Here is a 25,133-nt window from a genome sequence, read left to right on the forward strand (position 1 = left end):
CCCCCTATGCTAAAACATCTCCTCCTCCCACTCGCATCGCTTATCTGCACGCAAGCCATTGCGCAGTCGATTCCACCTCTACCCGGCCCAATCGAGCCTGGCCCCAAAGACACCGAGACCTTCATATGCGCTGTCACAAGCATCAACGAAGACTTCATGGATCGTTCCAGAAACCTCTGGACAACTGCTGCACGCGGTGGCAAGTTCCAAGCGGTCACTCCGATTAAACTACGAGTCAAATCTGAATCGGCCAAAACGGCTACAACAGATGTTTTCAACTTTTATAAAAAATATGCCGCTGCTGCCTATGTGAAGTCGCCGATGTATGACAAAGGTACCCAGCGCACTCAAGAATTTGTTGTTAGCAAATGCGAAGTAGACGCAAGTAGGGCAACAAACGTCGCACTAAAAAAGTTGCCTACTGATGCGTATAAGCCACTTCGAACAGATCGAGAGCAAATTCTGAACTACTTGAAGCTTAACAAGACTCGCCTCACCGATGAGCAGCTGGCGTCGTTGGTGTCAGACAAGCCCTTCCCCACCGATGCGTTCGAGCGTAGAGACCAAATCCAACAGATTGCAGATCAAAGCAGGATCGAGATGAAGAAGTTGCCACTTCAGAATATCGTCTTAGAAGGAAACCTTATTCTTGGCAAGTACGATTTCGATACTAACACCTTTGATTTGTCGAACCTTAAATCTAGCGCCGAAAAATACGTGTATGAGTCTGAACGCGGCAAGACTGCGAGGACACCCACATATAAACTGACTGTACCTGCCAAGTTCTTGGCTTATAAACCGGCGTCTATAGCCGAAGCGAAGAAAATCGAACGTGCTCGCAATCACAGTTCTTACATGCAACTGAAGAGTTACATACAGGTGACGGAAGCAACCTATGGACAAGGCGTACTGATCAACGCTAATCTGGCTGGAATTGAAGTGAGGACTCGAGAAGGTGAACTCCTTTTCACCCTATTTGCACAGTAAACGCGATCGTAAATGAAAAGAGAAATGAAATCAGCGTGATTTCATTTCTCTTAACTTATTGATACAATCATAGACAGTAGGCAGCCCATCAGGAAACAAAATTAAGCTGAACTCACCCCGAAGCCCAGAGCAAATTAACCTCGCCGATATCTAACGAGTCTCCGTGAATACTGTCCTTTTGCATAGTACCATCCTGGCACTTATAGAAATAAACCCCAGGACAACTGACGCTTTCAAAAACTTCCTCCACTGTGCGCATCGCGTAGTCCTCGCGGTCCTCACGCTTGGATTGGAGGCTAATTTTAACCTTCGAAAAATCTCCTCCGATAAGAAGCTCGACCACATCCCCGAAATTATCAAGAATAAATCGAGCGTAATAACATTCGTCGTCAACTATGACCAATGCGTCTACGTGAAACAGCTGCACGTTTAACGATAATTCAACCGATCGATAACACTGCATTCCGGGCCGAGAAAAAATTGCCTGGAGGACATCGGAGTTCTTACACTTCCACTGTTGGTCTACTTGGAACATGTTAGAGAGGTGAACAGGATGAGTAGAGCAGGACCGGCGATCCTACGTTAAACGTAGAATATAACCCAAATTTACCGGATTGGCACGGTTTTCGCTAGGAATTTAAAAGAAATTTCTTATCACGGCATGTCGCTCATCAATGGAGGAATGACATGACTTTTAGGGAATGTTCCAGCTGAATCGGACTTACGGCTGTAAGACTTATGGCAGTGATCACGCGACAGACTTCAATGAACGTTTGTGAACAAGACTAGAATCCCGGTCTACCGCGTCGAGCGGGCTGTCAAGTCTCCAATAATCGATACCCTGCATATGCGCATTTGCCGCCCATCTCGCAAACTGTTCTAGAAAAAGCGCCTCGGCTTTCTTAAGCCGAGCGATTTCAGCCCGCTGTGTTTCAATAATTAGAAGAGCTTGGTCCAGCTCGACAATTCCAGTATGCTTTTTTACAGAAGGACCCTGTGCTAGATATTCGTTCTTCTTGGCGTAGGCGGCTTGAACTAATTCATGCTTCGCTAATGCCTGCCGGGTGTACTCAACCTGAGTAGAACGCTCAATAGCATCGATAAGTGCGTCCCAAGTCAGGCGACCCTCTGACCAACGATCAATAATAAACAGAATGCCGGCGATCCGCTCTTCTGTCAGGTTCGGCGCCCTTTTTTTCTTCTCGTTATTTTTCAACGTATCGAGCCTATCAATTCTGTGACTTCGTTAAACCAAGCAATGAGAACCCGCCCTCCTGCGCCGGTTTCGAATTTCCTTTCACGGCGCCAAGTTCAGTGTGGCCGCTATCTTCAGCCGCAATGCTGCGAACATGCTCAATTCTAGAATAATTTCCTGCTCCGTTCAACCGGATGGGGACGCCATATGGTACGTTTGGATGGTCCAAGATAGAAATGAGGTCGGACGCTCGTTTCAATTTAATTTTCTGTCGTTCAAGCCAGCGATCGGCTCCATATACACCGGATTCACAAGCAGCCTCAGCTCTAGCTATTAAAGACTCCAGCTCTTCTCGTTCGCGCCTTATATTAGTTTCTTTGACCAAATCACCTTTGATACAAAACTGCTCACTGCAATCTAAACATTCCTCATGTTTTTCACACGGGGCTGCCGAGAAATCGTGTACGCAGTAGCCGAACGCTGTGGTATGCCCTGATTCGATCCCTAGACGTTTGAATTCGTGCCTGGCATACAACTGTATCGGGCTGGCCTTAGCCACTGGAAGAGTCGATGTCGCGTCACCAACAAGCAGCGCTGCCCTATTTGCAATTTCAGAACTACCTACATGGTTGTAGGCCTCACCGCGAGAAGTCCGACCTGACCAAAGGTCAATGTCAATATCTGACAACTCACCGCTCTCGTGAGCAAGGTGGTTCAAATAGTGACGAAACGAGTGTGAAGACACTTTGAAGGGGACCACAACTCCATCCACTACGTCTGCAAGTCCCACTTTGGCGAAAATCGACGTCTTATTTCGACCGTCTAAACGATAATTGAGATCTACTCGATCCATCGGAACATAGATGCACAAATACGGCAAACGGGCGGTATTACTGAATTTCGGAAGGGTGAAGAGGAGTTCACTGCATTTCCAACGCTGGGTGTTATCTGCATACGGAAAATGCCGTGGCAGATTCTTGATAACCGCATCTTCCAAATCGGCAAACCGATGGAGATATTTTCGCCCATCTAATTTAGCGACAGGAAGTTGATTGCTCTTGCACCATGTATATGGATCGATCGTCTCGTCTCCCCACAAGATCAAAGAAATTTCGGATCGAGTGACTAGCTCTTTATTCCGTAAATACTCAAGGTGCTTAGGAAGGTAAATTTTTGTAGGCATCGAACGCGCAGGTGAAATCTGATCTTCATACCATTTTGCGATTTTACGAGCAGGCTCAGTAATCTTCTTTATACGTCCGATTGCATCTCTTACTAAATCTTGCATTACTCCTGGGATGGCTTTCAGTTGGGGCAGCGCTCCTTTTGAGGGCCACCAACGCAGCGCATATCCGAGCGAACCGTCACCTAGCGTTGTTGACTCGCAGTCAACCAGCAACGAAACGACTTCATTCGCCCGGTCTGGGGAGCTCAACATCAACGCACACATCGAAGAATAGACAATGTCCTCTGGATCAGAAGCTAGATGATAAGCGTTGCCGAGCGCTGTAAGAATTTCGCTACTTGGCAGCTTTCTAAGCCGGCGCTTCTCGAATTCCTCGCCGAGACGTCCGCGCGAAACCGGTGCTTCGAGCGGGCTTCGCCACTGGATAGGTGCGTCACCAATCATTTTGTCGTCTAGCAATGACGAAATTTTTTGCAATACGCATGCGATACCGTGTGCGGCTTCCGCACTGTGCTTTTCCGTTATGACGTTTGCCGCGATATTGAAGACGCTCGATGTTAGTTTCGTGGGGCTACTATGACCGCAAGCATTTAGCGCATGATCTAGCGCACGAAGCGCCTGAAGATCTCTAACAAAAGTTACCTTCTGAGTAAGCTCATATTGATAGACAACATATGCCTTCGCGAATTGCAAAAAAGGCCCGGAGATCCACGCGATCTGGACATTCTTACTCGGCCGTGGCTGCCCCCATGCGCCAAAAACGATTGTAGTCTGACTGCGTTTTGATTTCTGCGCGACCTGCGCCGTGACGTCCCAAATATTCGAATTGAAATTAAAATTGCTGCCGAATGCAGCGCTACTCCTCGCCTGAGCAACAAAATTCGCCAAATTTAATTCTGAAGCAATGACTCGCTTCGACGAAAATTGAACAACTGAATTGCTCATGAGTCGGCTTTCTCGTTACATTGCAAGATGACTTGCGCTACAGCTAATATCGTACGATCATGAAGCATCGTCATGTGCACGTCTTTTTCAAAATCTGCAGAACGTTTCCTGCGACGCTCCCAAAGAAAATCGAATATCAATTCGTGTGGAGCATCTTTCCATGGGCGGAATTTCTTACATGTATAACAAGCGACAGGGGCTGCATAACCACAATAACCGGTCTTATCACATTTCCCCAACTGCTCGCCCGAGGGGACTAACCTTAAATCCCTAATAACCGCTCCGTTAGATCGGTTATCTGCCTCAGTCAAAAACTCGCCCCGGAACGCCTGAGCAAGCGGAGCCAGTTCAAATGCCAACGATTTATCAAGCCGATCCTGAAGACGTGAGGTCGCAGCAATATACGGTTTGCTGCTCCTAATATCTCGGTGTCCAAGCATCGCTGCTAGCACGGGAGCAGGAACATTGTCCGCAGCCAATCTAGTGCCATACGTCTTCCTTAATCGCCGCGCATTCAGAACAATTCTATTTCCCACACGCTCGGATGAGAAATCGAGACTATCAAACACGTTTCTTAGCACATCAATTACGGAACTGACCGCCATGTGTAATGACAAATTTGCGCCACTGTTTTTAGACTCGCGGCTTTCTTCTCCGCGCCCCTTATTAGCTGTCGGAAAAATTGGCTGGGGAATACCAACGTCACAATATACTTCATCAGTAAACAACGGTGATTGGTCGATATCATTTACGAGTCCGTCAAACATCTTTTCCTGATTACGGCCATGCTTGTAAAGTAAGCTACCAATTTCATCGATAACCGGCCACTCATACATTTCATCCCGTGGAATCTGACCTCGTTGCTTAATACGTGGAATCGAAATTGAAAAGGATTCAGTTCCGTTATCTGTTTTCCGCAAGACGTCACAGACCTTAAGCAGCGCAACCTGACGTGGGCGAATTCCCAACGCCGTGACAAGCCACGTTATTAAGAATTCGTGTTCCTTCAATCTTGCTTCAGCATATGCATCGATGAGGCTTTCGTAATAGCCCTTGAATTCGTTATCAGTTAACGGACCTGAGATCGGATCCCATGTCAGCACAGACTCGCCAACGATTCGACGAGTTACCTTCTGTCGCCTCAAAAACTCGAGAACTGCTTCATCGATCCCAGTAAAACGATTTTTCGTCCAACGCTCGATAACACCTCGAAATAAAAATTTGTAATCCTCAAGTACGTTCGCATCATTCCAAAAGTGACGCACACCGGCCAAATCAATACGTTCTAAAATCGTTCCAATAGATAACGATTCAATAAATTTTTCAACGCTTTTGTGACACTTAACCAAATAAAGCGGCGATACTTCCTGCGCCGCATGAACCAAAATGACCTTTATATTTTGAACAAAATCGTCAGAAACGTTGCGACGAAGAAAACAGAAATCTATATACACCCAATCCAGACCATCATAAAAGTCCCAAACATCAGCCCGTGGATTGAATTGCACGCCAGAAACAGTTATAGCAAAGTCAGGCAATTTTGGAGCGCCTAACGAAGCTACAGCGACTGAGTTCTGGGTGCCTCCATTTTTCATTTCAGATTTCTCTTTCTAAAGCCGTGAATTTTTTCTTGCACCTTGATTGATTCTTGCTGGGCTTTCTTGTTAATCGCCAATGTCGAATAGTAATTCGGCATCTTACTCTTATCGGACCATCCATTTTGATTTTTCATGAGGTCTTCGCGAGTTTTGTCCTGCATATTAGATTCAAACGCGTGCATTGTAAAGAGGGAATTCCATGTGTGTCGTAACACGTGCGCACTTAATGTCGGCGGAAGCCCAGATACTTTTCTCCTAAGGGCATAGAAAATATCACGAGCTGCACTTTGGCTTAATGCCTCTCCCCGCCGGCTGGATACAAACAGATATCCGTGACTTGCGTTAACGTAGTCACGCCGCATTTCAAGATATTCTTCGGTGAATTCAAGCAAGGTATCGTTAATGCGCAACTCGCGTTCGTTCGTTTTCACCAGAGGAGGGTCGCTTCTAGGATCGTGCGGATTGTCTGGACGCCGAACGATTTTAGCCGAGCCAGAACCAAAAATAATATCTTCTAAGGTCAACCCGAGTGCTTCACCCTTCCGAAGGGCAACGTCGAGCAGCCAGTAGATATAGAGACGGTTTCGGTAGCGATTGAAACCGGGACGCCATGGATTCTCTGGAGATTCTGGGTCCAACACCTCGTGCAGTCGCGTTATCACTTCGGTCGTCAGCCCCATGCGTTTCATTTTTGATTTCCTATTTCCGCGATGGATACGCTTTGACTTGATCGCCCCGAGGGCTGCGTCAACATTTGCCCTCGTAGCGAGCTGGATAGAACTATCCGCATCAATACGCATGATTTCGCGAGCAGTGAGCCATCGCAGATAGCTATGGATGTAGCCAAGGCGAATGTTTGTAGTGCCACGATGAACAGAGAGAACCGGACGTTCCGGCGTGCGCGCGCGGAACGCCTGCAGCAACTTTGCTCCGTTTTTAAATTTGAATTTGGGTTTGGCCCGAGCGTCGGGCGCGCCGGGAGGAACATTCAATCTAATTTGAATTTCGGAAAACTGGAGTTTACAAAGGGAAGTAAGCTGCTCCACTTCACCCATATCGAAGAGTCTGCCACTCTTGTGAATCCGGTAATGGACGTCGATCGATTTCGAATTCAAAAATAAAATTAGTATTCGGATCGCATACATCGCTTGTTTTATTGTCGAGTGCGCATCTCCGCGCTTTCGCAACTCGAGCATCGCAAAAACGGTGGGGTCGATGAGAGGGACGCCGGTCTCTGCATCGACGAGCATCGCAAAACGCTCTCCAGAGACCCACTTTATTGATCTAACAGAAAGCTCGGGGATACTTGTTGACATATTCGATTTCCGACTGATAATCGTGGTATAATAGTTATCAGAATTATAAGCGTCAACAACTTTTCGGCGCTTCCCCTATGAGAATGACGGAGTTGTTTACAAATGAGTGAATTACGTTACTTATGGCACGACTATGAAACCTTTGGCGCCGTGCCGCGCCGCGACCGTCCGGCCCAGTTCGCCGCGATCCGCACCGACGCCGAACTCAACGAGATCGGTGATCCGATCATGCTGTACTGCCAGCCCGCCAACGATTTCCTGCCCGACCCGCAATCGTGCCTGATCACCGGCATCACGCCGCAGCACTGCCTGCAGCACGGCGTGCCGGAACACGAGTTCGCGCGCCGGATCGAGGCCGCCTTCAGCGAGCCGGGCACGATCGGGGTCGGCTACAACACGATCCGCTTCGACGATGAAGTCACGCGCTTCCTGTTCTGGCGCAACCTGATCGACCCGTACGCGCGCGAATGGCAGAACAATTGCGGACGCTGGGATCTGCTCGATGTGGTGCGCATGGTGTACGCGCTGCGCCCGGACGGCATTCAATGGCCGAGCAAGGAAGACGGCAAGCCGAGCTTCCGCCTGGAACACCTCACCGCCGCCAACGGCCTGGCGCATGAGGCCGCGCACGACGCGCTGTCCGACGTGCGCGCCACCATCGCGCTGGCGCGCCTGATCCGCGCCAGGCAGCCGCGCCTGTTCGACTTCTGCCTGGAACTGCGGCGCAAGGACCGCGTCGCAGCCGAGATCGGCCTGCACCTCGACCCGTCCCAGCGCCAGCCCTTCCTGCACGTGTCGGGCATGTTCCCGGTCGAGTACGGTTGCCTGGGGCTGGTCTATCCGCTGGCCCAGCACCCGACCAACAAGAACGAGATCCTGGTCTGGGATTGCCGCCACGATCCGTCCGAACTGTTCGCGCTCGACGTCGACACCATCCGCACCCGCATGTTCACGCGCAGCGCCGAGCTGCCGGAAGGCATGACGCGGCTGCCGATCAAGAGCGTGCACCTGAACAAGTCGCCAATGCTGGTCGGGAACCTGAAGACGCTCAGCGCCGACCTGGCGACGCGCTGGGACATCGACCTGGAACGCGGACGCGCGCACGCGGCGCTGGCGGCGAGCGGGCCGGACATGAAGGCGGTGTGGGCGCAGGTGCTGAACAAGCCGGGGTCAAGCGAGCCGGTCGACGTCGACGAAGACCTGTACAACGGTTTTGTGAGCCGCGACGACCGGCGCCAGCTGGAGTCGGTGCGCATGCAGACGCCGGCGGCGCTGGCCGGTAAACGCTACAGTTTCGAGGACGAGCGCCTGAACGAGCTGCTGTTCCGCTACCGCGCGCGCAACTTCCCGCAGACCTTGTCGGAAGAGGAGCATGCGGCGTGGGAGACGCATCGGGCGGCGCGGCTGTTCGATGGCGCGGCCGGGGCGCGCACGGTCGATCAGCTGTTTGGGGAGATCGATGCCTTGTCGGAGACGGCGGACGAGCGTGCCGAAGAGATCCTGGGCGCGCTGTATGAGTATGTGGAGATGATTGCGCCGGAGCAGCACTGACTCGCAGGTGCGCTGGCAACCGGTACTGCAAGCGTCTCGGCTGCTCTACGGACTTGGGTCCCCGCCTTCGCGGGGACGACGGTTTTTAAGGTAACGAAATTCGTCCAGCTAACCTGCAATCGACGGTGGCTGCTATCCTCGACACCGTCGTTCCCGCGCAGGCGGGAACCCAAGTTCCCACGCAGCACCACTAACGGCAATTCAGCCGCTACGCCCGCCGCGCCGCATTGATCGCATCCCGCGTTTCGCGCGCCACCCGCTTGGCAGCCGCCGCGAAATCCTCGCCATCCTTCGGCGTCGCATACAGGATCGCGCGCGACGAATTGATCATCATGCCGGCGCCGTCCGCCGTGCGCCCCGCCTTGACGGTGGCCTCGATATCCCCACCCTGTGCGCCGATCCCCGGGATCAACAGCGGCATATCCCCCACCAGCGCCCGCACCTGCGCGATCTCTTCGGGGAAGGTCGCGCCCACCACCAGCGCGCACTGGCCGTTGCCGTTCCACTTCTCGGCCACCAGTTGCGCCACGTGCTGGTACAGCGGCTTGCCGCCCACGTCCAGGAACTGCAGGTCCGAGCCGCCCGCGTTCGAGGTGCGGCACAGCACGATCACGCCGCGCTCCGGCCACGCCATGTAGGGCTCGATCGAATCGGAGCCCATGTAGGGGCTGACCGTCACCGCGTCGGCGCCGTAGCGGTCGAACGCTTCGCGCGCGTACTGGTGCGCGGTGGCGCCGATGTCGCCGCGCTTGGCATCCAGCACCAGCGGAATGTGCGGGTAGTGCTCGCGCAGGTAGCGGCAGATCGCTTCCAGCTGGTCTTCGGCGCCGAGCGCCGCGAAATAGGCGATCTGCGGCTTGAAGGCGCAGGCCAGGTCGGCGGTGGCGTCGATGATCGCCTTGCAGAACTGGACGATGCCGTCCGGCTGGCCGCGCAGCTGCGCCGGCAGGCGCTCCAGGTCGGGATCAAGCCCGACGCACAGCAGCGAATCGTTGCGCGCCCATGCGGCGGAAAGTTTGTCGATGAAATTCACCTGTGGCCCCCAGTAGCTTGAAATTGCAAACCCTCTATTGTACCGCCGTGTGCGGTGCGTGGTGCGCCGCGCCGACCGGGCCTGCCCGGCCGCTGCGCCGTGTTGTCGGCAATTCGGGTATATTTTGATTATTCAACAACTTGTACGGACAACACCGATCATGAGCCAATCCTTCCTCTTTCGCTGGACCCGCCTGCTGGGCGGCGCGGTCCTGGCCGGCGCCCTGCTGTCGGGCTGCGGCTACAACGACTTCCAGACCAAGGACGAAGCCACCAAGGCGGCGTGGGGCGAAGTGGTCAACCAGTACCAGCGCCGCGCCGACCTGATCCCGAACCTGGTCAATACCGTCAAGGGCTATGCCTCGCACGAGCGCGAGACGCTGGAATCGGTCACGCGCGCCCGCGCCGCCGCCACCAGTTTCCAGATCACGCCCGAGGTGCTCAACAACCCGGAAGCGTTCCAGAAGTTCCAGCAGGTGCAGGGCGAACTGTCGGGCGCGCTGTCGCGTCTGATGATGGTCTCGGAAAAATATCCCGACCTCAAGGCCGACACCAGTTTCCGCGACCTGCAGTCGCAGTTGGAGGGCACCGAGAACCGCATCACGGTGGCGCGCCAGCGCTACATCGCTTCGGTGCAGGACTACAACGTGACCGTGCGCCGCTTCCCGAACAACCTGACCGCGATGGTGTTCGGCTACGACACCAAGCCCTCGTTCACGGTCGAGAACGAAAAAGCGATTTCGACCGCACCGAGCGTCGACTTCGGCAAGTAAGCGCATGAACGCACCGCTGCGTTTCCTCTTTGCCCTGCTGCTGGCCGTGGCCACGGCCATGCCGGCCCTCGCCCAGCTCAAGGACGTGCCGGCCCTGACCACACGCGTCACCGACCAGGCCGGCATGCTGGACGCGTCCCAGCGCCAGCGCCTGGAAGCGGTGCTGGCCGAGTACGAGCAAAAGACCGGCAGCCAGATCGCGGTGCTGCTGGTCAAATCGACCGAGCCGGAACCGATCGAGCAGTACAGCATCCGCGTCACCGACGCCTGGAAGCTCGGCCGCAAGGGCGTCGACGACGGCGTGCTGCTGCTGGTCGCGCGCGACAACCCGAGCTCGCTGCGCCGGCTGCGCATCGAGGCTGGACGCGGCGTGCAGGGCGTGCTGACCGACGCCCAGTCGAAACGCATCCTGCAGGACACGATCGCGCCGCACTTTAGACAGAACCATTACTACGAAGGCCTGGTGGCCGGCGTCGGCGCGATTGCCACCCTGCTCAACCAGGAAGCCTTCCCGGCGCCGGCCCAGCAGCCACAGCAGCAGCCCGCCACGCCTTATGCTGGACTCCTGACATTTCTTGGGATACCACTCCTCGGTTTGATCATGCTGGTGAGCATCATGGGTCTGACTATTGCAAAAAAACGCAAAATCACAGTTCGCAGCCACCGCAGTCAATCCGACTGGGGCAACGCTGCCGCCGGCTTCATTCTTGGCAGCGTGCTCAATAGCGTAGGCCGCAGTGGCGGTGGCGGTGGTGGTGGATTTGGCGGTGGTGGATTTGGCGGTGGCGGCTTTTCGGGCGGCGGCGGCAGCTTTGACGGCGGCGGCGCCTCGGGAGACTGGTAATGACTGACACCATGCAACAACCGAGCTTCGGGCAACGCCTGCGGCGCGCCTGGCGCCACTTCAACAGCGGCACGGGCGAAGCGCGGCGCGCTTTCCCCAGCACCACTCTGGACTCCATCGCTGCGGCTATCGACGCCGGCGAGCGCACCCACCGCGGCGAAGTGCGCCTGATCATCGAGAAGGCCCTGCCCTTCGAAGACGCCTGGAATGGCGTCACCAACCGCCAGCGCGCCCTGGCCCTGTTCGCGGACCATGGCGTGTGGGATACCGAAGACAATTGCGGCGTGCTGATCTACGTGAACCTGGCCGAGCACAAGATCGACATCGTGGCCGACCGCGGCATCGACCGCAAGATCGACCGCGCCACCTGGCAGGCGGTGTGCGCGACCATGACCGAGGGTTTCCGTCGCGGCCAGTTCCACGACGCCACCCTGGCCGCGATCGCCCAGGTCAACGAACTGCTGCGCCAGCACTTCCCCGCCAACGGCGAGCGGCCCAACGAGTTGCCGGACCATCCGGTCATGCTCTGACCAAGGCAGCGCCCGCCAACGTTCGGCGCGCCATTGCGTAGAATGGCGGCTTTCCGATTCCCTAGAAAGCCCGCCATGAAACTCCAGAACAAGATTGCCATCGTCACCGGCGCCAGCCAGGGCATCGGCCTGGCCTGCGCCGAACGCCTGGTGCGCGAAGGCGCGCGCGTGATGCTGGTCGACATCCGTCCCGAAGGCGCACAGGCCGCCGCCGCGCTGGGCGAGGCGGCGCGCTTCTTCCGCGCCGACGTCGGCATCAAGCAGGAAGTCGACGCGATGGTGCAGGCCACGCTGGATGCTTTCGGGCGCATCGACATCCTGGTCAACAATGCCGGCGTGACCCACGCCGCCGACTTCCTCGACCTGGCGGAAGATGACTTCGACCGCGTGCTGCGCATCAATCTGAAATCCATGTTCCTGTGCAGCCAGGCGGTGGCGCGCGACATGGTCACGCGCGGCGAAGGCTGCATCATCAATATGTCGAGCGTCAACGCCGAGCTGACCATCCCGAACCAGGTGCCGTACGTGATCTCGAAAGGCGGCGTCAACCAGCTGACCCGGGTGGCCTCGATCGCCCTGGCCCAGCACGGCATCCGCGTCAACGCCATCGGCCCCGGCACCATCCTCACCGAGCTGGCCAAAAAAGCGGTGCTCGGCAGCCCGGAGGCGCGCCACACCATCCTGTCGCGCACCCCGCTGGGCCGCTGCGGCGAACCGGAAGAAGTGGCGTCGATCGCCGCCTTCCTGGCCAGCGACGACGCCTCGTACATGACGGGCCAGACCCTGTACGCCGACGGCGGCCGGCTGGCGCTCAACTACACGGTGCCGGTCAAAGAGTGAACTCCATGAAAGGTAGCGTATAACATACAGCAGGAGATATTACGCAATCGCATGTCTGGTATCCGCATTCGCAATTGGACACCCTTGCGGGCGAGGCCGATAATTACACCTGTCTCCACTATTCTCCTCCAAGAAAATAGTTTTAAGCCCGCAAACTGAGCGGGCTTTTTTTTTGCCCGTGCAGCTCGTGCGGCCTCCGCTCATCACCTTCATTAATCAACCGCTCCGTTCAATATTCACTACGGATGATGCCGCGGAAACCTTGCGCAGCGTCATAGCGAAGTCACATTCCCTGCCTATACTGGACTTACTGCGATACACGTAACCGATATGCGTGATGGCAGCAGGTGTGCTGCGCCCCGGGTGCAACACACCAACCGGTTTCCGCGTCTCTTGGCCCTATCTTGGGTTGTGCCCGCCACTGGCGGGCATTTTTTTCTGCACTGCAGAAAGCTGCGGCAAAAAAATGGACCGCGAGGCTTGCAGCCTGCGCCGATTTGACTATCATGAAACTCCGCTTCCGGATTCGCAACGCCCCGGAATGCCTCGTACGACGAAACGATCCAGGAGCCTGTCCTATGAGTTTACGTGTACCCGATGACGCCATCTACCCGCCGGAAGCCTGCCGCCGCCAGCATGAAGCCGGCGACCTCATCCTTAGCGAACTCAATCCGCATGCGGTCGTCGATGCGGTCGACGACGACAGCGTGCCGCTCAACCTGCTGACCTTCGGCAGTGTCCGCGAAATGTGTCCCAAGTGCCAGCACACCCACCTGAAGCTGGTCCTGCGCCAGGGCAGCGTGCGCATGGCCCACCTGTTCTGCGCCGACTGCGAGAGCTGCTTCGACGCGCGCTACGCCAATGGCACGCCGGCCCTGAGCATCTAGGCCCCGGCAGTGTGGGTGGGCGCCGGCGCGGCATGGTATCGTAGGCGTTTTCACCATCCCGTCTTGCCATGCCTGCCCTGTCGACCCTGTTCCAGCTCGAACCGAAAGTGCGCCAGGCGCTGCACGCCCTGGCGCTGCTGCTGTTCGCCGGCATCGTGGTGGCCGGCTCGATTCCCGGCGCGCGCGCCGAGGTCGGCAACTACGCCTCGGGCGTGGTGCTGCACGGCCTGGCCTATGCGTTTCTAACCACGCTGTGGTTCCTGGGCGCCAGCGGCAGCCCGGTGCAACGCGCCCTGAAGGCGGTGCTGACGATCGCGCTGATGGGCGCCTTCGACGAGCTGGTGCAGAGCTTCCTGTCGTACCGCTCGGGCGACGTGCGCGACTGGCTGATCGACTTCACGGCTGCCATCGTCGCTTCCAGCCTGCTGGCCGTGGTGGCGAGCCTGGCGCCGCAAGCGGCCGCACAGTCGCCGCGCGAGCGCTGACCATCAGCCGCGCGGCTGGTTCCGCGCAATCTGCCTGTTCTTGATCCAACCCGCCATCAGACGAGTCAGCTGGAACGCCGGCTCGCGCAACGCCTCTTATCCACGTGGCACGCTGCATCGTCACATCCCCACTGAACATCCAATAGAGGAGTTGATCATGAAGCAAACACACCAGAGCGTGGCCCTGGCGGGCCTGCTGGCGGTTGCGCTCGCCCTGACCGGGTGCAACGCCATGCGTGGCCACAGTGGATCGTCGGGCAGCGGCATGTCCGGCGGATCGAGCGGCACGGGCGGCAGCACCGGCGCCAGTGGCTCCAGCAGCTACGGTTCCGGCAGCGCCACCGATGCCTCGGGCAATCCGACCGGCAGCAGCGGCAGCTCGGGCACCAGCGGTAGCTCCGGTACCAGCGGTAGCTCGGGCACCAGCGGCAGTTCCGGCACCACCGGCACCGAAAGCAGTTCGGGCGGGACACCGATCCAGGACGGCACCTCGGGCAGCTCCGGCTCGTCCGGCAGCATGGGCAGTTCGGGCAGCTCCGGCAGCATGGGCACGGGAAGCTCGGGCAGCATGCAGCAGGACGGCGGCGCCACGGCCGCGGCAGGCAGCGCAGTGCCGAACGGTACCGTGCTGGCGATCGAGATCATGCCGGGGTCGAGCGTCGGCACCGAGAGCGGTTCGATGGGCGCCAGCGGTGCGGCGGGCGCCACCGGCAGCTCCGGATCCGAGCAGTCCTACCGCGTCACGGTGCGCAAGGACGACGGCAGCACCGAGGTGGTCACCCACAACAGCACGCCCGACTTCCGCAGCGGCGACCGCATCAACGTCACCAGTGGCGTGATCCAGCGCTAGCTGCCGCGGCCGGCGACCGATTGAATGGGAAGTCGTGGACGGCGCAGCCGTCCACGTATCCGGCCAGGCATGATCGCCCGGGTGTCCCTCAGGTATCCGCTTGCGAGGACCTATCCACGACGGCCTACCTGCCGGACGCACCCCGTTCAGGGCGTGGACGGATCCTTGTTCGCATCCATGCCGGATTGCGGATCGCGCGGCTGCGTCGGGGCATTGCGCGTCGCGGCGCTGATCACGTCGAGCGGCAGCTTGGGCGTGCGGTCGGCATTGAGCAGGCCATTCGCTTCCTGGAAGGTGTCGGTGAACTGGGTATAGCAGAAACCGCTGAACATGAAGGTTTCGTTCACCACCTGCAGCAGGCGCTGGTACTGCTTGAGATAGGTCTCGGCCGTGTGCGCGCGGCTGTAGCCCCACGTGGTCTCGTCCGGATTCGGGGTCTGCTTCGGATCGTAGGCGATGCCGCCGAACTCGGTCAGCACGATCGGCTGGCCGCGGTGCGGGAAGCCGTCCAGCGTCAGGATGCGCCCGCCCGGACGGCGCTGATCGAACAGCGTGCGCACCGGATCGGTGACCGCGTAGCGCGCCTGGATCTTTTCCGGATCGCTGTCGTAGTCATGGATGCCGAGGATGTCGGTGGCCGACGCTTCCCAGCCGTCGTTGCCGATCACCGGACGGGTCGAGTCGAGCGTGCGCGTCAGGTGGTACAGCGCTTCCACCGCGTTGCGATGCGCTTGCGTCAGCGTCAGGTTCGGCACGCCCCACGATTCGTTGAACGCCACCCACACGATGATGCAGGGGTGGCTGTAGTCGCGCTCGATCGCCTCGGTCCACTCCTTGACCATGCGCGTGATGGCGCGCGGGCTGAAGCGGTAGGCCGACGGCATCTCTTCCCACACCATCAGGCCCAGTTTATCCGCCCAGTACAAAAAGCGCGGATCCTCGATCTTCTGGTGCTTGCGCACGCCGTTGAAGCCCATCAGTTTGACCAGCTCGACGTCGCGTTTCAGGTGCTGGTCGGACGGCGCGGTCATGAACGATTCCGGCCAGTAGCCCTGGTCCAGCACCAGGCGCAGCTGGTATGGCCTTCCATTGAGCATGAAACGGTCGCGGTTGATCGACACCGAACGCAGCGCCGTGTACGAGCGGATCCGGTCCAGCACCACGTCGCCGCAGCGCAGGGTCACTTCGGCGTCCAGCAGCGTCGGCCGTTCCGGGCTCCACAGGATCTCGTTGCGCGAGTCATCGATGCCGGGGTCGGACAGCGCGATCTTGCGGTTCGCCTCGCCGGCCAGCAGCTTGTAGTAATCGTCGGCCAGCAACTGGTCGCCGTGCCAGATCTTGACCTCGACAAACAGGTCTTCCTGGATGTCGCCGGCGGCGAACACTTCGCAGCCGATCTCATAGGTCTCGAACACCGGGGTCCAGCGCAGCTTCTGGATATAGGTCGGCGAGACCTGCTCGACCCACACGGTCTGCCAGATGCCGGTGGTGCGCGGATACCAGATCGAGTGCGCGTCCAGCAGCCAGTCCTGCTTGCCGCGCGGCTTGGCCAGGTCGGCCGGATCGTCCTCGACCCACACCGTCACCAGTTGCTTGCCGTCGCTGTTCAGGGCGCAGGTGATGTCGGCCGAGAACGGCGTATGGCCGCCCTCGTGCTCGGCCACCAGCTGGCCGTTGACCCAGACGCGCGCCGAATAATCGACCGCGCCGAAGTGCAGGATGGTGCGCCCGTCGTTGGGCGTCATCTCGAACTCGCGCTGGTACCACACGAAGCGGTGGAAACCGGTGTCCTCGATGCCGCTCATCTCGGTTTCCGGCGCGAACGGCACCGTGATCTCGTGGGTCCATTCGGTCACGTCCGCCGGCTGGGCGTAGCGGCCTTCGTCGTCGAAGCAGAAGCGCCACTTGCCGTTCAGGTTCAGCCACTGGTCGCGCACCAGCTGTGGACGGGGATATTCGAACTGATTCATTGTTATCCTTTCTGTTCAGTCGGAACCGGGACCAGGATGCGTCCCTGTCGTCCATTGACATTGTTGTAGGCCGCCAGCGCGGTGGCGGCAGCTTCCTGGCCCTGCCCTTTCCTGCACAGGGCCACGCAGGCGCCACCGAATCCGGCGCCGGTCAGGCGCGCCCCGAGCACGCCGGGCGCGGCGCGCAAGGCGTCGCACAGCGCGTCGAGCTCGGGAATCGACACCTCGTAGTCGTCGCGCAGGCTGACGTGCGACGCGTTCATCAGTTCGCCGAAGCGCTCGGCGCTCACGCCTTGCGCCGCTTCCAGCACGCGCAGGTTTTCCTGCACCACGTGGCGCGCCCGCTCGCGCAGCGGCGAAGGCAGGCTTTCCACCGAATCCGGATCGGCGACGTCGCGCAGCGCATCCACGCCCAGCTTGCGCGAGGCTTCCTCGCACTCGGCGCGGCGCTCGTTGTACTTGCTGGCGGCCAGCGTGCGCGCCACGCCCGAGTCGATCACGATCAGTTCGGTGTCCGCGGGCAGCGGCACCAGCCGGTGCTCGAGCGTGCGGGCGTCGATGAACAGCATATTGCTTTCGTCGGCCAGGCTGGACGCCATCTGGTCCATGATCCCGCAATTGACGTGCGCGTACTCGATCTCGGCGCGCCGGGCGATCTGCGCCAGCCGCACGTCGTCGAGCTCGAAGCCGAGCAGCGCGCGCATGGCGCGCAGCGTCGCCACCTCGAGCGCGGCCGACGACGACAGGCCGGAACCCACCGGCAGGTTGGTGTCGACATAGATGCGCAGCGGCGGCACCTCGATGCCCTCCGCCTGCACCAGGCGGATGCAGCCTTCGATATAGCTGCCGTAGCCCTGCGGCGCATTGCCGTCGCGCGCGAACGTCACGGTCTGGTCCAGGTTCGGCGAATAGAAATGGAAATGGTCGTCGCCGCTGCGGCTCATCGCCACCAGCGTGCCCTGGGGCGTGGCCACCGGCAGCATGAAGCCGTCGTTGTAGTCGGTGTGTTCGCCCAGCAGGTTGACGCGGCCCGGCGCGCTGGCGTTGACCTCGGGCGCGCCGCCGAAGAAGGTGTCGGGTGTGACCATGTTATTGCATCTCCAGCCAGAGCGGCCGCTTGCGGCCATGTACGTCCAGCGCCGGCCAGCCGGGGTCGAACGTCAGGTTCTCGAGCCCGTCGGGCCCGAGCAGGAAAGTGTCTTCGAGCTTCATGCCGCCGAAGCCAGGACTGAACGCGAACGCCATGCCTTCTTCCAGCAGGGTCGCGCTGCTGTGGGTGGCCACGACTTCGCGCGCCTGGTAGCCGGTGATGCCGCCCTGCTGGTGGTCGCGGATCGCATCCTCGACGTCGGCATGGTGGTAGGCCTGGGCCAGCGCGTGGTACACGGCGGACAACGAACCGCCCGCCTTCACCGCCTCCAGCCCGGTGGCCTCGAGGTCGATCAGGGTGCGCTGGTTGTCCGGGGCGCACTCCGCTCCAAAGCAGACGAAGCGCGTCAGGCTGGCGTACAGGCCATGGCGGCGCGCGCTGAAGGTCAGCATCGCGCGCCGGCCGATCGGTTCATTCGTCGGCGTGGCGCGGCGGTACAGCGGCAGGCGCCGCTCGCCGGCCGCCAGCACCAGCGCCGGATGGATGCCGCGCCGCCACAGGGCCTCGGCGCCGGCCGCGGCCAGCTGCTGCTCGCTCCACTCGGGACGGGCGCGGTGCAGCACCTCGGTCATGGCCTCGGCCGCCTCGCGGCCCAGCGCGCGGTAGCGTTCCTGCTCGGCGGTGCTCAATACCAGGCGGCGCTGGCGCAGCGCCGGCGGCAATGGCTGTTCGCCATTCGCCGGGCGGTCGGACAGCACCGGCAGGCCGCCGGCCGCGTTGGCGACGAAGCGCTCGCGCAATTCCGGCTCGGCCCACGGTTCGATGTGGAACGTAAAACCTTCCGGCACCTCTTCAGTGCGCAGGCGCTCGCCTTCGGTCTGGTCGGTCAGCACGCAGGCGTCGCCCGCCGTGATCAGGATCTCGGCGCCGCCGGCCTCGAAGGTGTGCAGCAGCGCGTTCGCGCCGCCCGCCGTGATCCAGGCGAACCAGTCGGCGCCGCGCAGGCGCAGCGCGCCGGCGCCCTGCCCGGCCAGCGCCTCGCGCAGCAACGCCAGCTTGCTTGCCACCTCTTGCGCACGCAGGCTCGGGTCGATCATGCGGACTCCTCTAGGTTGACCTCGACCTGCTGCAGCTCATAGGCCGTGGTCTCGGGCAGCACGTCCATCGCGAACATGCCGGCCGCCAGCTCGGTGCCGGCCAGGTATTTCAGGCGGTCCCTGGTGCGGTATGGCGGATAGAACTGGGCATGCAATTGCGTTTCCGGATGCTCGGCGCCGTCGGTCGGCGCCTGGTACCAGGCCATCAGGTAAGGGAACGGACGGTTCCACAGGGTCTCGTACTTGAGCAGCACGGTCTTCAGCGCGCGCGCCAGGCTCTCGCGCTGCGGCGGCGTCAGTGCCGCGAAATCCTTGCACGGTGCGGTCGGCATTACCCACACCTCGTACGGATAGCGCGCGCAGGCCGGCACAAAGGCGATCGCGTAGTCGTCCTGGTACAGCACGCGCTTGCCGTCGGCGGCTTCGTCGCGCGCCATGTCGCACAGCATGCTCGAGCCGTGCTGCAGGTAGTACTCGCGTTCCTGTCCCAGCATGCGCGCCGGCACCGCCGGCACGAACGGGTAGGAATAGATCTGGCCGTGCGGGTGGTGCAGCGTGACGCCCACTTCGGCGCCGCGGTTCTCGAACGGCAGCACGTAGTGGATATGCGGCTGGCTGCCGATGCGCCGGGTACGGTCGCCCCACACCTGCAGCAGCAGTTCGATGCGCGACAGCGGCAGGTGCACCAGCGCCGTATCCGGGTCTTGCGTGAACACCACCACTTCGCAATGGCCGTTGGCCGGCGCGCTCGGCACCGTCAGGGTCGGCGGATCGTGCGATTCCAGCGCCAGCGACGGGAAGCGGTTGTCGAACACGGCGATCTCGTAGTCGCCGGCCGGCATTTCGGTTGGATGCTCGGGGTCGCGCGTCGGCGCCAGCGGGTTGTACTGCGGCGGCGGTTGATAGGTGCGGTTCTGGCGGAAGCCTGCGTAGGTCACCCATTCGCCGCGCAGCGGATGCCAGCGCAGGTGCGGATTGGCGTGCTGCGGATCGGGGAACGGGCTGGGCGCCACCAGACCGTCGGGAATCGCCCGGTTGCTGTACAGGGTAAGGTTGCGTCCGTCCGGCTTCTTGAGTTCTTTACTGTGCATGGCAATCAATAGGATATCGGTCACGTCCGGCGCGAACGCGCACGACGGATCGATGCGCTCGCGGCTCTAAAAACCGATCCTATCATGCTGTTTTCGCCACACATTTTCGTTAGCGCTGGCTCATTTTCCAGCCGTAAATTCTGGCCCGTCGCAGGCGTGACAGGCGGTGCGCGGTAAGCCTTGGATTCGCAAGGACAAGCCGCTCAGTTAGCGCTAACAGGGACCCTTAGTGTAGTTTAATTCCTACGCCATGATTAGAAGTTTTTACACGATTTGGCGAGGCAGGAACCTACCTCGCCGCTGAGCGCACTGCTGTGTTGGCGCGACGCCGTGACGCAGCCCGTCAGGCTTACCTGGCCAGCTCCACCAGCACGGCCGTGTACATCTGCAAGTTCAGCAGCAATTGCTTGGTGGTGATGAACTCGTGCTCCGAGTGCCCGGTGTACTTCTTGCCCGGCATCGCCGGCCCGAAGCTGACCGCGTTCGGGAACAGGCGCGAATTGGTGCCGCCGCCGATCGCGACCGGCTTCGGATCCTTCATGCCGGTGAAGTACGAGAAGGTCGACAGCAGCGTCGGCACCTGCGGCGCATTCGGCAGGATCCACGGCTCGCGCACGCCGATCTTGACGTTGGCCAGCGGCACGCGGCGTCCCTGCCATTGCGCCAGCGCCGCGTTGATTTCGTTGGTCAGTTGTTCGGTGGTCTTGCCTTGCGGGCGGCGCACATTGATCGCCACCTCGATGCCGTCGTCCAGCTGGCGGATCACGGTCGGGACGAACGTCATCGCCCCCATGAAGCTGTCGCGGTAGGCGATGTTGCCGAACTTCTCGCCATGGATGCCGGTGCCGACCATGTCGTTCAGGTAGTTGACCACCGCGCCGGCCGTGGTGTTCGGCCATGGCTGAACGGCCAGTGCGTCGGCCAGCATGCTGACCGCGTTGACGCCTTCCTGCGGTTTCGACGAGTGCGCCGAGACGCCCTTGGCGGTGACGGTGAGGTTCTTGTCCTGCCAGGCGAAGACATAGCTCATGCCCTCTTGTTTCGCCCCACGGGCGCGGATCTGTTTTTCGATCTCCGGCGTGGCGTTGGCGACCACGGCCTGCGCATCCTCGGGGATCTGGGTGCCGAAGAAGCCGCCCTTGAAGCCGGCGATGTGCGGCTGGCCCTCGCCGGCTGCCTGGGCATTGGCGTTCTGGATGGTAACGGCCACGGTGCCGCCGCCCTTTTCCGCCGTCACCACCGGATATTCGGCGTCGAGCGTAATGCTCATCTGCGGCGGGACGTGGGTCTTGAGGAACTCGGTCAGCGGCCCCCAGTCCGACTCTTCGCCCATGTAGACGTACAGTTCGATGCGCTTGGTGAGCGGCACCTGGTGGTCGCGGATCGACTTCATCGCATACAGCGCGGTGGCGATCGGGCCCTTGTCGTCCTCGGCGCCGCGCGCGATCAGCTTGCCCGGCTCGCTGGTTCGGTCCAGCACGAACGGCGACTTCTTCCATTTGCTGGCGTCGACCGGCTGCACGTCGCCATGGGTGACGATGCCGACCCGTTCGGTGCCCTGCCCCAGGCCGATGATCACGGTCCAGCCGTGGTCGGCGTAGTCGAGGCCAAGGCGCTCGGCTTCTTCTTTCAGCGTTTTCTTGAACGCGATGTGCACCGGATTCTGGTCCGACGGCACGGTCTTGTCGGCCACGGTGTTGAAGCTGACCAGCTTGGCCAGGGTGTCGACCACGTCGTTGCGATAGGTTTCGACGGCATATTTTGCCGTCTTGACGGCGACCGGGCCGGGGACCGTGGATGCCGATGAAGCCCCCTGCGCTGCCGATGCGGTTACAGGGGAAATGAATGAAGCCAGCAACAGACTGGCGAGCAAGGTTTTCTTGAACGTGCTTTGGTTGAACATCGTGTGCCAGTCTCCGGTTACTAAAGCGCAGGTTGCAAAAGCGCAATGAGTCTAGCACAGCAATTTATGCGTTCAGTCCCCTGCGCATGTGCGCCACTTCGGCTATGGTGATGCCTTTGGCACAACGGCAGGAGCCCTCCATGAACACCAAGCAACTTCTCCGGGTCCACCCCGCCCTGCGCGACGACATCGGCGACCTGCTCACGCAGCGTCCGGTGCCGGCCGCGCACCTGGACCAGATCGACCCCTTCCTGTTCCTCAACCACCATGGCCCGCAGACTTATCCTCCGCACAATCGCGGCCTGCCCTTCGGCCCGCATCCGCACCGCGGCTTCGAGACCGTCACCTTCATCCTCGACGGCCTGCTGGCGCACCGCGACAGCGCCGGCCACGAAAGCATCATCGGCCCCGGCGGCATCCAGTGGATGACGGCCGGGCGCGGCATCGTGCACGCCGAAGTCTCGCCGCGCGAATTCCTGGAGCAAGGCGGCAAGCTCGAGATCCTGCAACTGTGGGTCAACCTGCCATCGCGCCTAAAGATGAGCGAGCCGGCCTACGTCGGCCTGCAGCACGAGCAGATCCCGGCCTTGTCGATCGACGACGGCAAGGTGACGCTGAACCTGATCGCGGGGGAATGGGAAGGCACGAAAGGCCCGGTGGACTCGCTGACCGGCGTGTTCATGAGCACCGTCGCGATGCAGGCCGGCGGCGTCCTCCGCCTGTCCGGCCTGCACCTGCGCAACGTGCTGCTGTATGTGGTGCGCGGAAGGATCGGCGTGGGTCAGTACGACGATCTCATCAGCGCATACCACCTGGTCGAGCTGAGCGAAAACGGCGACACGGTCGAGATCCGCGCCGAGGAAGACGCCCTGCTCCTGTTCGGTCACGCCGAGCCGATCCGCGAACCGGTGGTGTCGCACGGCCCCTTCGTCATGACCACGCGCGAGGAAATCGTGCAGGCGGTCACCGACTACCAGGCCGGACGGTTCGGCTCGAGCCTCGGATAAGCCTCCCGGGCTGGCGATTGAAGCCAGTCTAGCGCCCGGCCGGCGCGCCTCAAGCGCCGGCGGCACGAAGCGCGCCATGGCGCGACGAACGGCCGAAAATGCGGGCTGGATGGCGTACGGTCGAGCCGCCAACGGTGCGTCGGCCCGGTCCCTTGATGGCTTACATTGAAGGCATCGACAACCAACCCATCCATCCCATGCAAGCGATTCCCCTGGTCGCCACCACGCGCGGCTATCCCGACAGCGGCAACGTCATCGAAAACGTCCACGCCGGCTCGGTGGCCGTGGTCGACACGCAGGGCCGGCTGCTGTGGTCGGCCGGCGACCCGAACTACCTCACCTTCACCCGCTCGGCCCTGAAACCGTTCCAGGCCCTGCCCTTCATCCTCGCCGACGGCCCGGCCCGCTTCGGCCTGACGCGCGACGAAGTGGCGCTGCTGTGCGCCAGCCATTCCGGCGAAGCGATCCACCTGGACGGCGTGAGCGCGATCCTGAACAAGATCGGCCTCGATCCGGCCCACCTGGAATGCGGTTGCGCGGTGCCGCTGCACTACGAATTCGTCGGCCAGCCGGCGCCGCAGGACCGCAGCTGGACGCCGCTGCATCACAACTGCTCCGGCAAGCACAGCGGCTTCCTGGCCTGGTGCCGCCTGCACGGCAAGCCGACCGGCGGCTACGTCGAGCGCGGCCATCCGCTGCAGCAGGCGATCCGCGCCACGCTGGCCGACACGGTCGGGCTGCCGGCCGACAGCATGCCGACCGGCATCGACGGCTGCTCGGCGCCGAACTACGCCATGCCGCTGCACAAGCTGGCGCACCTGTATGCGCGCCTGGCGCAAGGCAGCGCCGACCCGCAGCTGGGCGCGGCGATGGGAATCCTGGGCGACGCCATGACGGCGCGCCCGGACATGGTGTCGGGAGAGAATCGCACCGACCTGCACTGGATGACGGCCGGCGGCGGCGACTGGGTGGCCAAGATCGGCGCCGACGCGGTGCAGGCGATCGGGGTGCGCTCGGCCGGGATCGGCATCGCGATCAAGATTGCCGACGGCAATAGTCGGGCGCTGCATCCGGCCGTGTTCGCGGTGCTGGACCAGCTCGGATTGTTGAACGAAGAGCGCCGGGCGCAGCTGGAACGTTACCGCCAGCCGCCGATCAAGAACGCGCGCGGCACAGTGGCGGGCGACATCCGGCCGTTGTTTTCGCTGGTACGGGCCGCCTGATGGGCCGGAAAATGGAGCGGGCTCTGTCGGTTCGCTCGCCGCTCCGGTAAAATTCGCCGATGAATCAGAATCCCTTCCAACCGTTTGTCATTGGGGTCGCCGGCGGTAGCGGCAGTGGCAAATCTACGGTTTCCAAGCAAGTATTGGCGTCGTTCGGCGACGAAATGGTCTCGGTGGTGATGCAGGACGACTACTACCGCGACCAGACCCACCTCACCCTCGAAGAGCGCCGCAAGCAGAACTACGATCATCCGAACGCCTTCGACTGGCCGCTGCTGGTGCAGCACATCCAGGCCCTGCGCAATGGCGAAACGATCCAGATGCCGGAGTACGACTTCACGGTCAGCAACCGCACCGGCAAGACGATTCCCGTCAAGCCGGCGCCGGTGATCGTGATCGAGGGCCTGTTCGTGCTGTACGACGCCGACCTGCGCGACATGATGTCGCTGAAGATCTTCGTCGACACGGCGCCGGACGTGCGCTTCATCCGCCGCATGCAGCGCGACATTACCGAGCGCGGCCGTACGGTGGAGAGCATCACCAACCAGTACCTGGACACGGTGCGCCCGATGCACAAGCAGTTCATCGAGCCGACCAAGCGCCACGCCGACGTCATCCTGCCGCACGGCGCCAATTACCCGGCGGTGGACGTCATCACCACCAAGGTGGCGAGCGTGATCGGACAACTGAAGCGGCGTTCGACCGACTGACGGATGGACGGACAGTCAGGCGC

The 25,133-nt window shown here is 60.5% G+C and carries 22 protein-coding genes; 12 read left to right on the forward strand and 10 right to left on the reverse strand.

The window, feature by feature from the left end:
* A partial coding sequence (locus QPK27_RS02425) for a hypothetical protein (RefSeq protein WP_290416613.1) occupies positions 1-987 on the forward strand: 987 nt, incomplete at its 5' end.
* Positions 988-1,735: 748 nt separating this feature from the next.
* On the opposite strand, the gene QPK27_RS02430 is transcribed toward QPK27_RS02425, so the two are convergent.
* The 4 genes from QPK27_RS02430 to QPK27_RS02445 are packed head-to-tail and all read right to left on the reverse strand — an operon-like array spanning position 1,736 to position 7,227.
* Positions 1,736-2,203, reverse strand: a complete 468-nt coding sequence (locus QPK27_RS02430; RefSeq protein ID WP_290416614.1) for a hypothetical protein — start codon at positions 2,201-2,203, stop codon at positions 1,736-1,738.
* Positions 2,204-2,216: 13 nt separating this feature from the next.
* Positions 2,217-4,313, reverse strand: coding sequence for a hypothetical protein (locus QPK27_RS02435; RefSeq protein ID WP_290416615.1), 2,097 nt, complete (start codon positions 4,311-4,313; stop codon positions 2,217-2,219).
* Positions 4,310-5,908, reverse strand: a complete 1,599-nt coding sequence (locus QPK27_RS02440) for a site-specific integrase (RefSeq protein ID WP_290416616.1) — start codon at positions 5,906-5,908, stop codon at positions 4,310-4,312. The genes QPK27_RS02435 and QPK27_RS02440 overlap by 4 nt, the downstream gene beginning before the upstream one ends.
* Positions 5,905-7,227 (reverse strand): tyrosine-type recombinase/integrase, encoded by a 1,323-nt coding sequence (locus QPK27_RS02445; RefSeq protein ID WP_290416617.1) that lies wholly within the window; start codon positions 7,225-7,227, stop codon positions 5,905-5,907. Before QPK27_RS02445 ends, QPK27_RS02440 begins: the two co-directional genes overlap by 4 nt.
* A 102-nt stretch (positions 7,228-7,329) precedes the next feature.
* On the opposite strand from QPK27_RS02445, the gene sbcB reads away from it, so the two are divergent.
* Positions 7,330-8,778, forward strand: a complete 1,449-nt coding sequence (sbcB, locus tag QPK27_RS02450) for an exodeoxyribonuclease I (RefSeq protein ID WP_290416618.1) — start codon at positions 7,330-7,332, stop codon at positions 8,776-8,778.
* A gap of 208 nt (positions 8,779-8,986) precedes the next feature.
* On the opposite strand, the gene pyrF is transcribed toward sbcB, so the two are convergent.
* Entirely contained in the window at positions 8,987-9,811 is an 825-nt protein-coding gene (gene pyrF / locus QPK27_RS02455; protein ID WP_290416619.1) for an orotidine-5'-phosphate decarboxylase, read from the reverse strand.
* A gap of 160 nt (positions 9,812-9,971) precedes the next feature.
* Here pyrF and QPK27_RS02460 point away from each other — a divergent pair, with 160 nt between their 5' ends.
* From QPK27_RS02460 to QPK27_RS02490, 7 genes are all read left to right on the forward strand, one after another.
* Complete coding sequence (locus tag QPK27_RS02460; RefSeq protein WP_290416620.1) at positions 9,972-10,583, forward strand: LemA family protein; 612 nt, start codon at positions 9,972-9,974, stop codon at positions 10,581-10,583.
* A gap of 4 nt (positions 10,584-10,587) precedes the next feature.
* Positions 10,588-11,427 carry a YgcG family protein gene (locus QPK27_RS02465; RefSeq protein WP_290416621.1) on the forward strand — a complete coding sequence of 280 codons (840 nt, stop codon included), beginning with the start codon at positions 10,588-10,590 and terminating at the stop codon, positions 11,425-11,427.
* Complete coding sequence (locus QPK27_RS02470; RefSeq protein ID WP_290416622.1) at positions 11,427-11,957, forward strand: TPM domain-containing protein; 531 nt, start codon at positions 11,427-11,429, stop codon at positions 11,955-11,957. Before QPK27_RS02465 ends, QPK27_RS02470 begins: the two co-directional genes overlap by 1 nt.
* Before the next feature lie 75 nt (positions 11,958-12,032).
* Positions 12,033-12,797 carry an SDR family NAD(P)-dependent oxidoreductase gene (locus tag QPK27_RS02475; RefSeq protein WP_290416623.1) on the forward strand — a complete coding sequence of 255 codons (765 nt, stop codon included), beginning with the start codon at positions 12,033-12,035 and terminating at the stop codon, positions 12,795-12,797.
* Positions 12,798-13,375: 578 nt separating this feature from the next.
* Positions 13,376-13,684 (forward strand): hypothetical protein, encoded by a 309-nt coding sequence (locus QPK27_RS02480; protein ID WP_290416624.1) that lies wholly within the window; start codon positions 13,376-13,378, stop codon positions 13,682-13,684.
* Positions 13,685-13,752: 68 nt separating this feature from the next.
* Complete coding sequence (locus tag QPK27_RS02485; protein ID WP_290416625.1) at positions 13,753-14,169, forward strand: VanZ family protein; 417 nt, start codon at positions 13,753-13,755, stop codon at positions 14,167-14,169.
* Between the two features lie 157 nt (positions 14,170-14,326).
* Positions 14,327-15,019 carry a hypothetical protein gene (locus tag QPK27_RS02490; protein WP_290416626.1) on the forward strand — a complete coding sequence of 231 codons (693 nt, stop codon included), beginning with the start codon at positions 14,327-14,329 and terminating at the stop codon, positions 15,017-15,019.
* A 146-nt stretch (positions 15,020-15,165) separates the two neighbouring features.
* Here QPK27_RS02490 and QPK27_RS02495 read toward each other — a convergent pair whose 3' ends face one another.
* The 5 genes from QPK27_RS02495 to QPK27_RS02515 form a co-directional block, all read right to left on the reverse strand.
* The gene (locus QPK27_RS02495) at positions 15,166-16,989 is read right to left on the reverse strand and encodes a glycoside hydrolase family 2 protein (RefSeq protein WP_290416627.1); all 1,824 of its coding nucleotides are present in this window, start codon (positions 16,987-16,989) and stop codon (positions 15,166-15,168) included.
* A 2-nt stretch (positions 16,990-16,991) separates the two neighbouring features.
* Positions 16,992-18,077: a galactokinase gene (gene galK / locus QPK27_RS02500; RefSeq protein WP_290416628.1), complete on the reverse strand. Its 1,086-nt coding sequence runs from the start codon at positions 18,075-18,077 to the stop codon at positions 16,992-16,994.
* Position 18,078: 1 nt separating this feature from the next.
* On the reverse strand, positions 18,079-19,176 hold the full coding sequence (locus QPK27_RS02505) for a Xaa-Pro peptidase family protein (protein ID WP_290416629.1): 1,098 nt from the start codon (positions 19,174-19,176) through the stop codon (positions 18,079-18,081).
* Positions 19,173-20,267, reverse strand: coding sequence for a galactose-1-phosphate uridylyltransferase (galT, locus tag QPK27_RS02510; RefSeq protein ID WP_290416630.1), 1,095 nt, complete (start codon positions 20,265-20,267; stop codon positions 19,173-19,175). The genes QPK27_RS02505 and galT overlap by 4 nt, the downstream gene beginning before the upstream one ends.
* 349 nt (positions 20,268-20,616) lie before the next feature.
* The gene (locus QPK27_RS02515) at positions 20,617-22,170 is read right to left on the reverse strand and encodes a dipeptidase (protein WP_290416631.1); all 1,554 of its coding nucleotides are present in this window, start codon (positions 22,168-22,170) and stop codon (positions 20,617-20,619) included.
* Positions 22,171-22,310: 140 nt separating this feature from the next.
* On the opposite strand from QPK27_RS02515, the gene QPK27_RS02520 reads away from it, so the two are divergent.
* The 3 genes from QPK27_RS02520 to udk all read left to right on the forward strand — a co-directional run bounded on the left by QPK27_RS02520 (position 22,311) and on the right by udk (position 25,110).
* The gene (locus QPK27_RS02520) at positions 22,311-23,177 is read left to right on the forward strand and encodes a pirin family protein (RefSeq protein ID WP_290416632.1); all 867 of its coding nucleotides are present in this window, start codon (positions 22,311-22,313) and stop codon (positions 23,175-23,177) included.
* A gap of 197 nt (positions 23,178-23,374) precedes the next feature.
* Positions 23,375-24,400: an asparaginase gene (locus tag QPK27_RS02525; RefSeq protein WP_290416633.1), complete on the forward strand. Its 1,026-nt coding sequence runs from the start codon at positions 23,375-23,377 to the stop codon at positions 24,398-24,400.
* A 59-nt stretch (positions 24,401-24,459) separates the two neighbouring features.
* Entirely contained in the window at positions 24,460-25,110 is a 651-nt protein-coding gene (gene udk, locus QPK27_RS02530; RefSeq protein WP_290416634.1) for a uridine kinase, read from the forward strand.
* The last annotated feature ends 23 nt before the right edge of the window (positions 25,111-25,133 follow it).

It is taken from the genome of Massilia sp. YIM B02443 (assembly GCF_030411955.1).
In the GTDB taxonomy this organism is placed as follows: Bacteria; Pseudomonadota; Gammaproteobacteria; order Burkholderiales; family Burkholderiaceae_D; genus Telluria.

Bases quoted from the DNA above. Each gene is read 5' to 3' on its own strand.
- QPK27_RS02460 (WP_290416620.1), top strand. From the start codon at position 9,972: ATGAGCCAATCCTTCCTCTTTCGCTGGACCCGCCTGCTGGGCGGCGCG.
- QPK27_RS02525 (WP_290416633.1), top strand. From the start codon at position 23,375: ATGCAAGCGATTCCCCTGGTCGCCACCACGCGCGGCTATCCCGACAGC.
- QPK27_RS02495 (WP_290416627.1), bottom strand. From the start codon at position 16,989: ATGAATCAGTTCGAATATCCCCGTCCACAGCTGGTGCGCGACCAGTGG.
- QPK27_RS02470 (WP_290416622.1), top strand. From the start codon at position 11,427: ATGACTGACACCATGCAACAACCGAGCTTCGGGCAACGCCTGCGGCGC.
- QPK27_RS02480 (WP_290416624.1), top strand. From the start codon at position 13,376: ATGAGTTTACGTGTACCCGATGACGCCATCTACCCGCCGGAAGCCTGC.
- galT (WP_290416630.1), bottom strand. From the start codon at position 20,267: ATGCACAGTAAAGAACTCAAGAAGCCGGACGGACGCAACCTTACCCTG.
- QPK27_RS02435 (WP_290416615.1), bottom strand. From the start codon at position 4,313: ATGAGCAATTCAGTTGTTCAATTTTCGTCGAAGCGAGTCATTGCTTCA.
- QPK27_RS02490 (WP_290416626.1), top strand. From the start codon at position 14,327: ATGAAGCAAACACACCAGAGCGTGGCCCTGGCGGGCCTGCTGGCGGTT.
- QPK27_RS02505 (WP_290416629.1), bottom strand. From the start codon at position 19,176: ATGATCGACCCGAGCCTGCGTGCGCAAGAGGTGGCAAGCAAGCTGGCG.
- galK (WP_290416628.1), bottom strand. From the start codon at position 18,077: ATGGTCACACCCGACACCTTCTTCGGCGGCGCGCCCGAGGTCAACGCC.
- QPK27_RS02465 (WP_290416621.1), top strand. From the start codon at position 10,588: ATGAACGCACCGCTGCGTTTCCTCTTTGCCCTGCTGCTGGCCGTGGCC.
- QPK27_RS02485 (WP_290416625.1), top strand. From the start codon at position 13,753: ATGCCTGCCCTGTCGACCCTGTTCCAGCTCGAACCGAAAGTGCGCCAG.
- QPK27_RS02520 (WP_290416632.1), top strand. From the start codon at position 22,311: ATGAACACCAAGCAACTTCTCCGGGTCCACCCCGCCCTGCGCGACGAC.
- udk (WP_290416634.1), top strand. From the start codon at position 24,460: ATGAATCAGAATCCCTTCCAACCGTTTGTCATTGGGGTCGCCGGCGGT.
- QPK27_RS02445 (WP_290416617.1), bottom strand. From the start codon at position 7,227: ATGTCAACAAGTATCCCCGAGCTTTCTGTTAGATCAATAAAGTGGGTC.
- QPK27_RS02475 (WP_290416623.1), top strand. From the start codon at position 12,033: ATGAAACTCCAGAACAAGATTGCCATCGTCACCGGCGCCAGCCAGGGC.
- sbcB (WP_290416618.1), top strand. From the start codon at position 7,330: ATGAGTGAATTACGTTACTTATGGCACGACTATGAAACCTTTGGCGCC.
- QPK27_RS02515 (WP_290416631.1), bottom strand. From the start codon at position 22,170: ATGTTCAACCAAAGCACGTTCAAGAAAACCTTGCTCGCCAGTCTGTTG.
- QPK27_RS02440 (WP_290416616.1), bottom strand. From the start codon at position 5,908: ATGAAAAATGGAGGCACCCAGAACTCAGTCGCTGTAGCTTCGTTAGGC.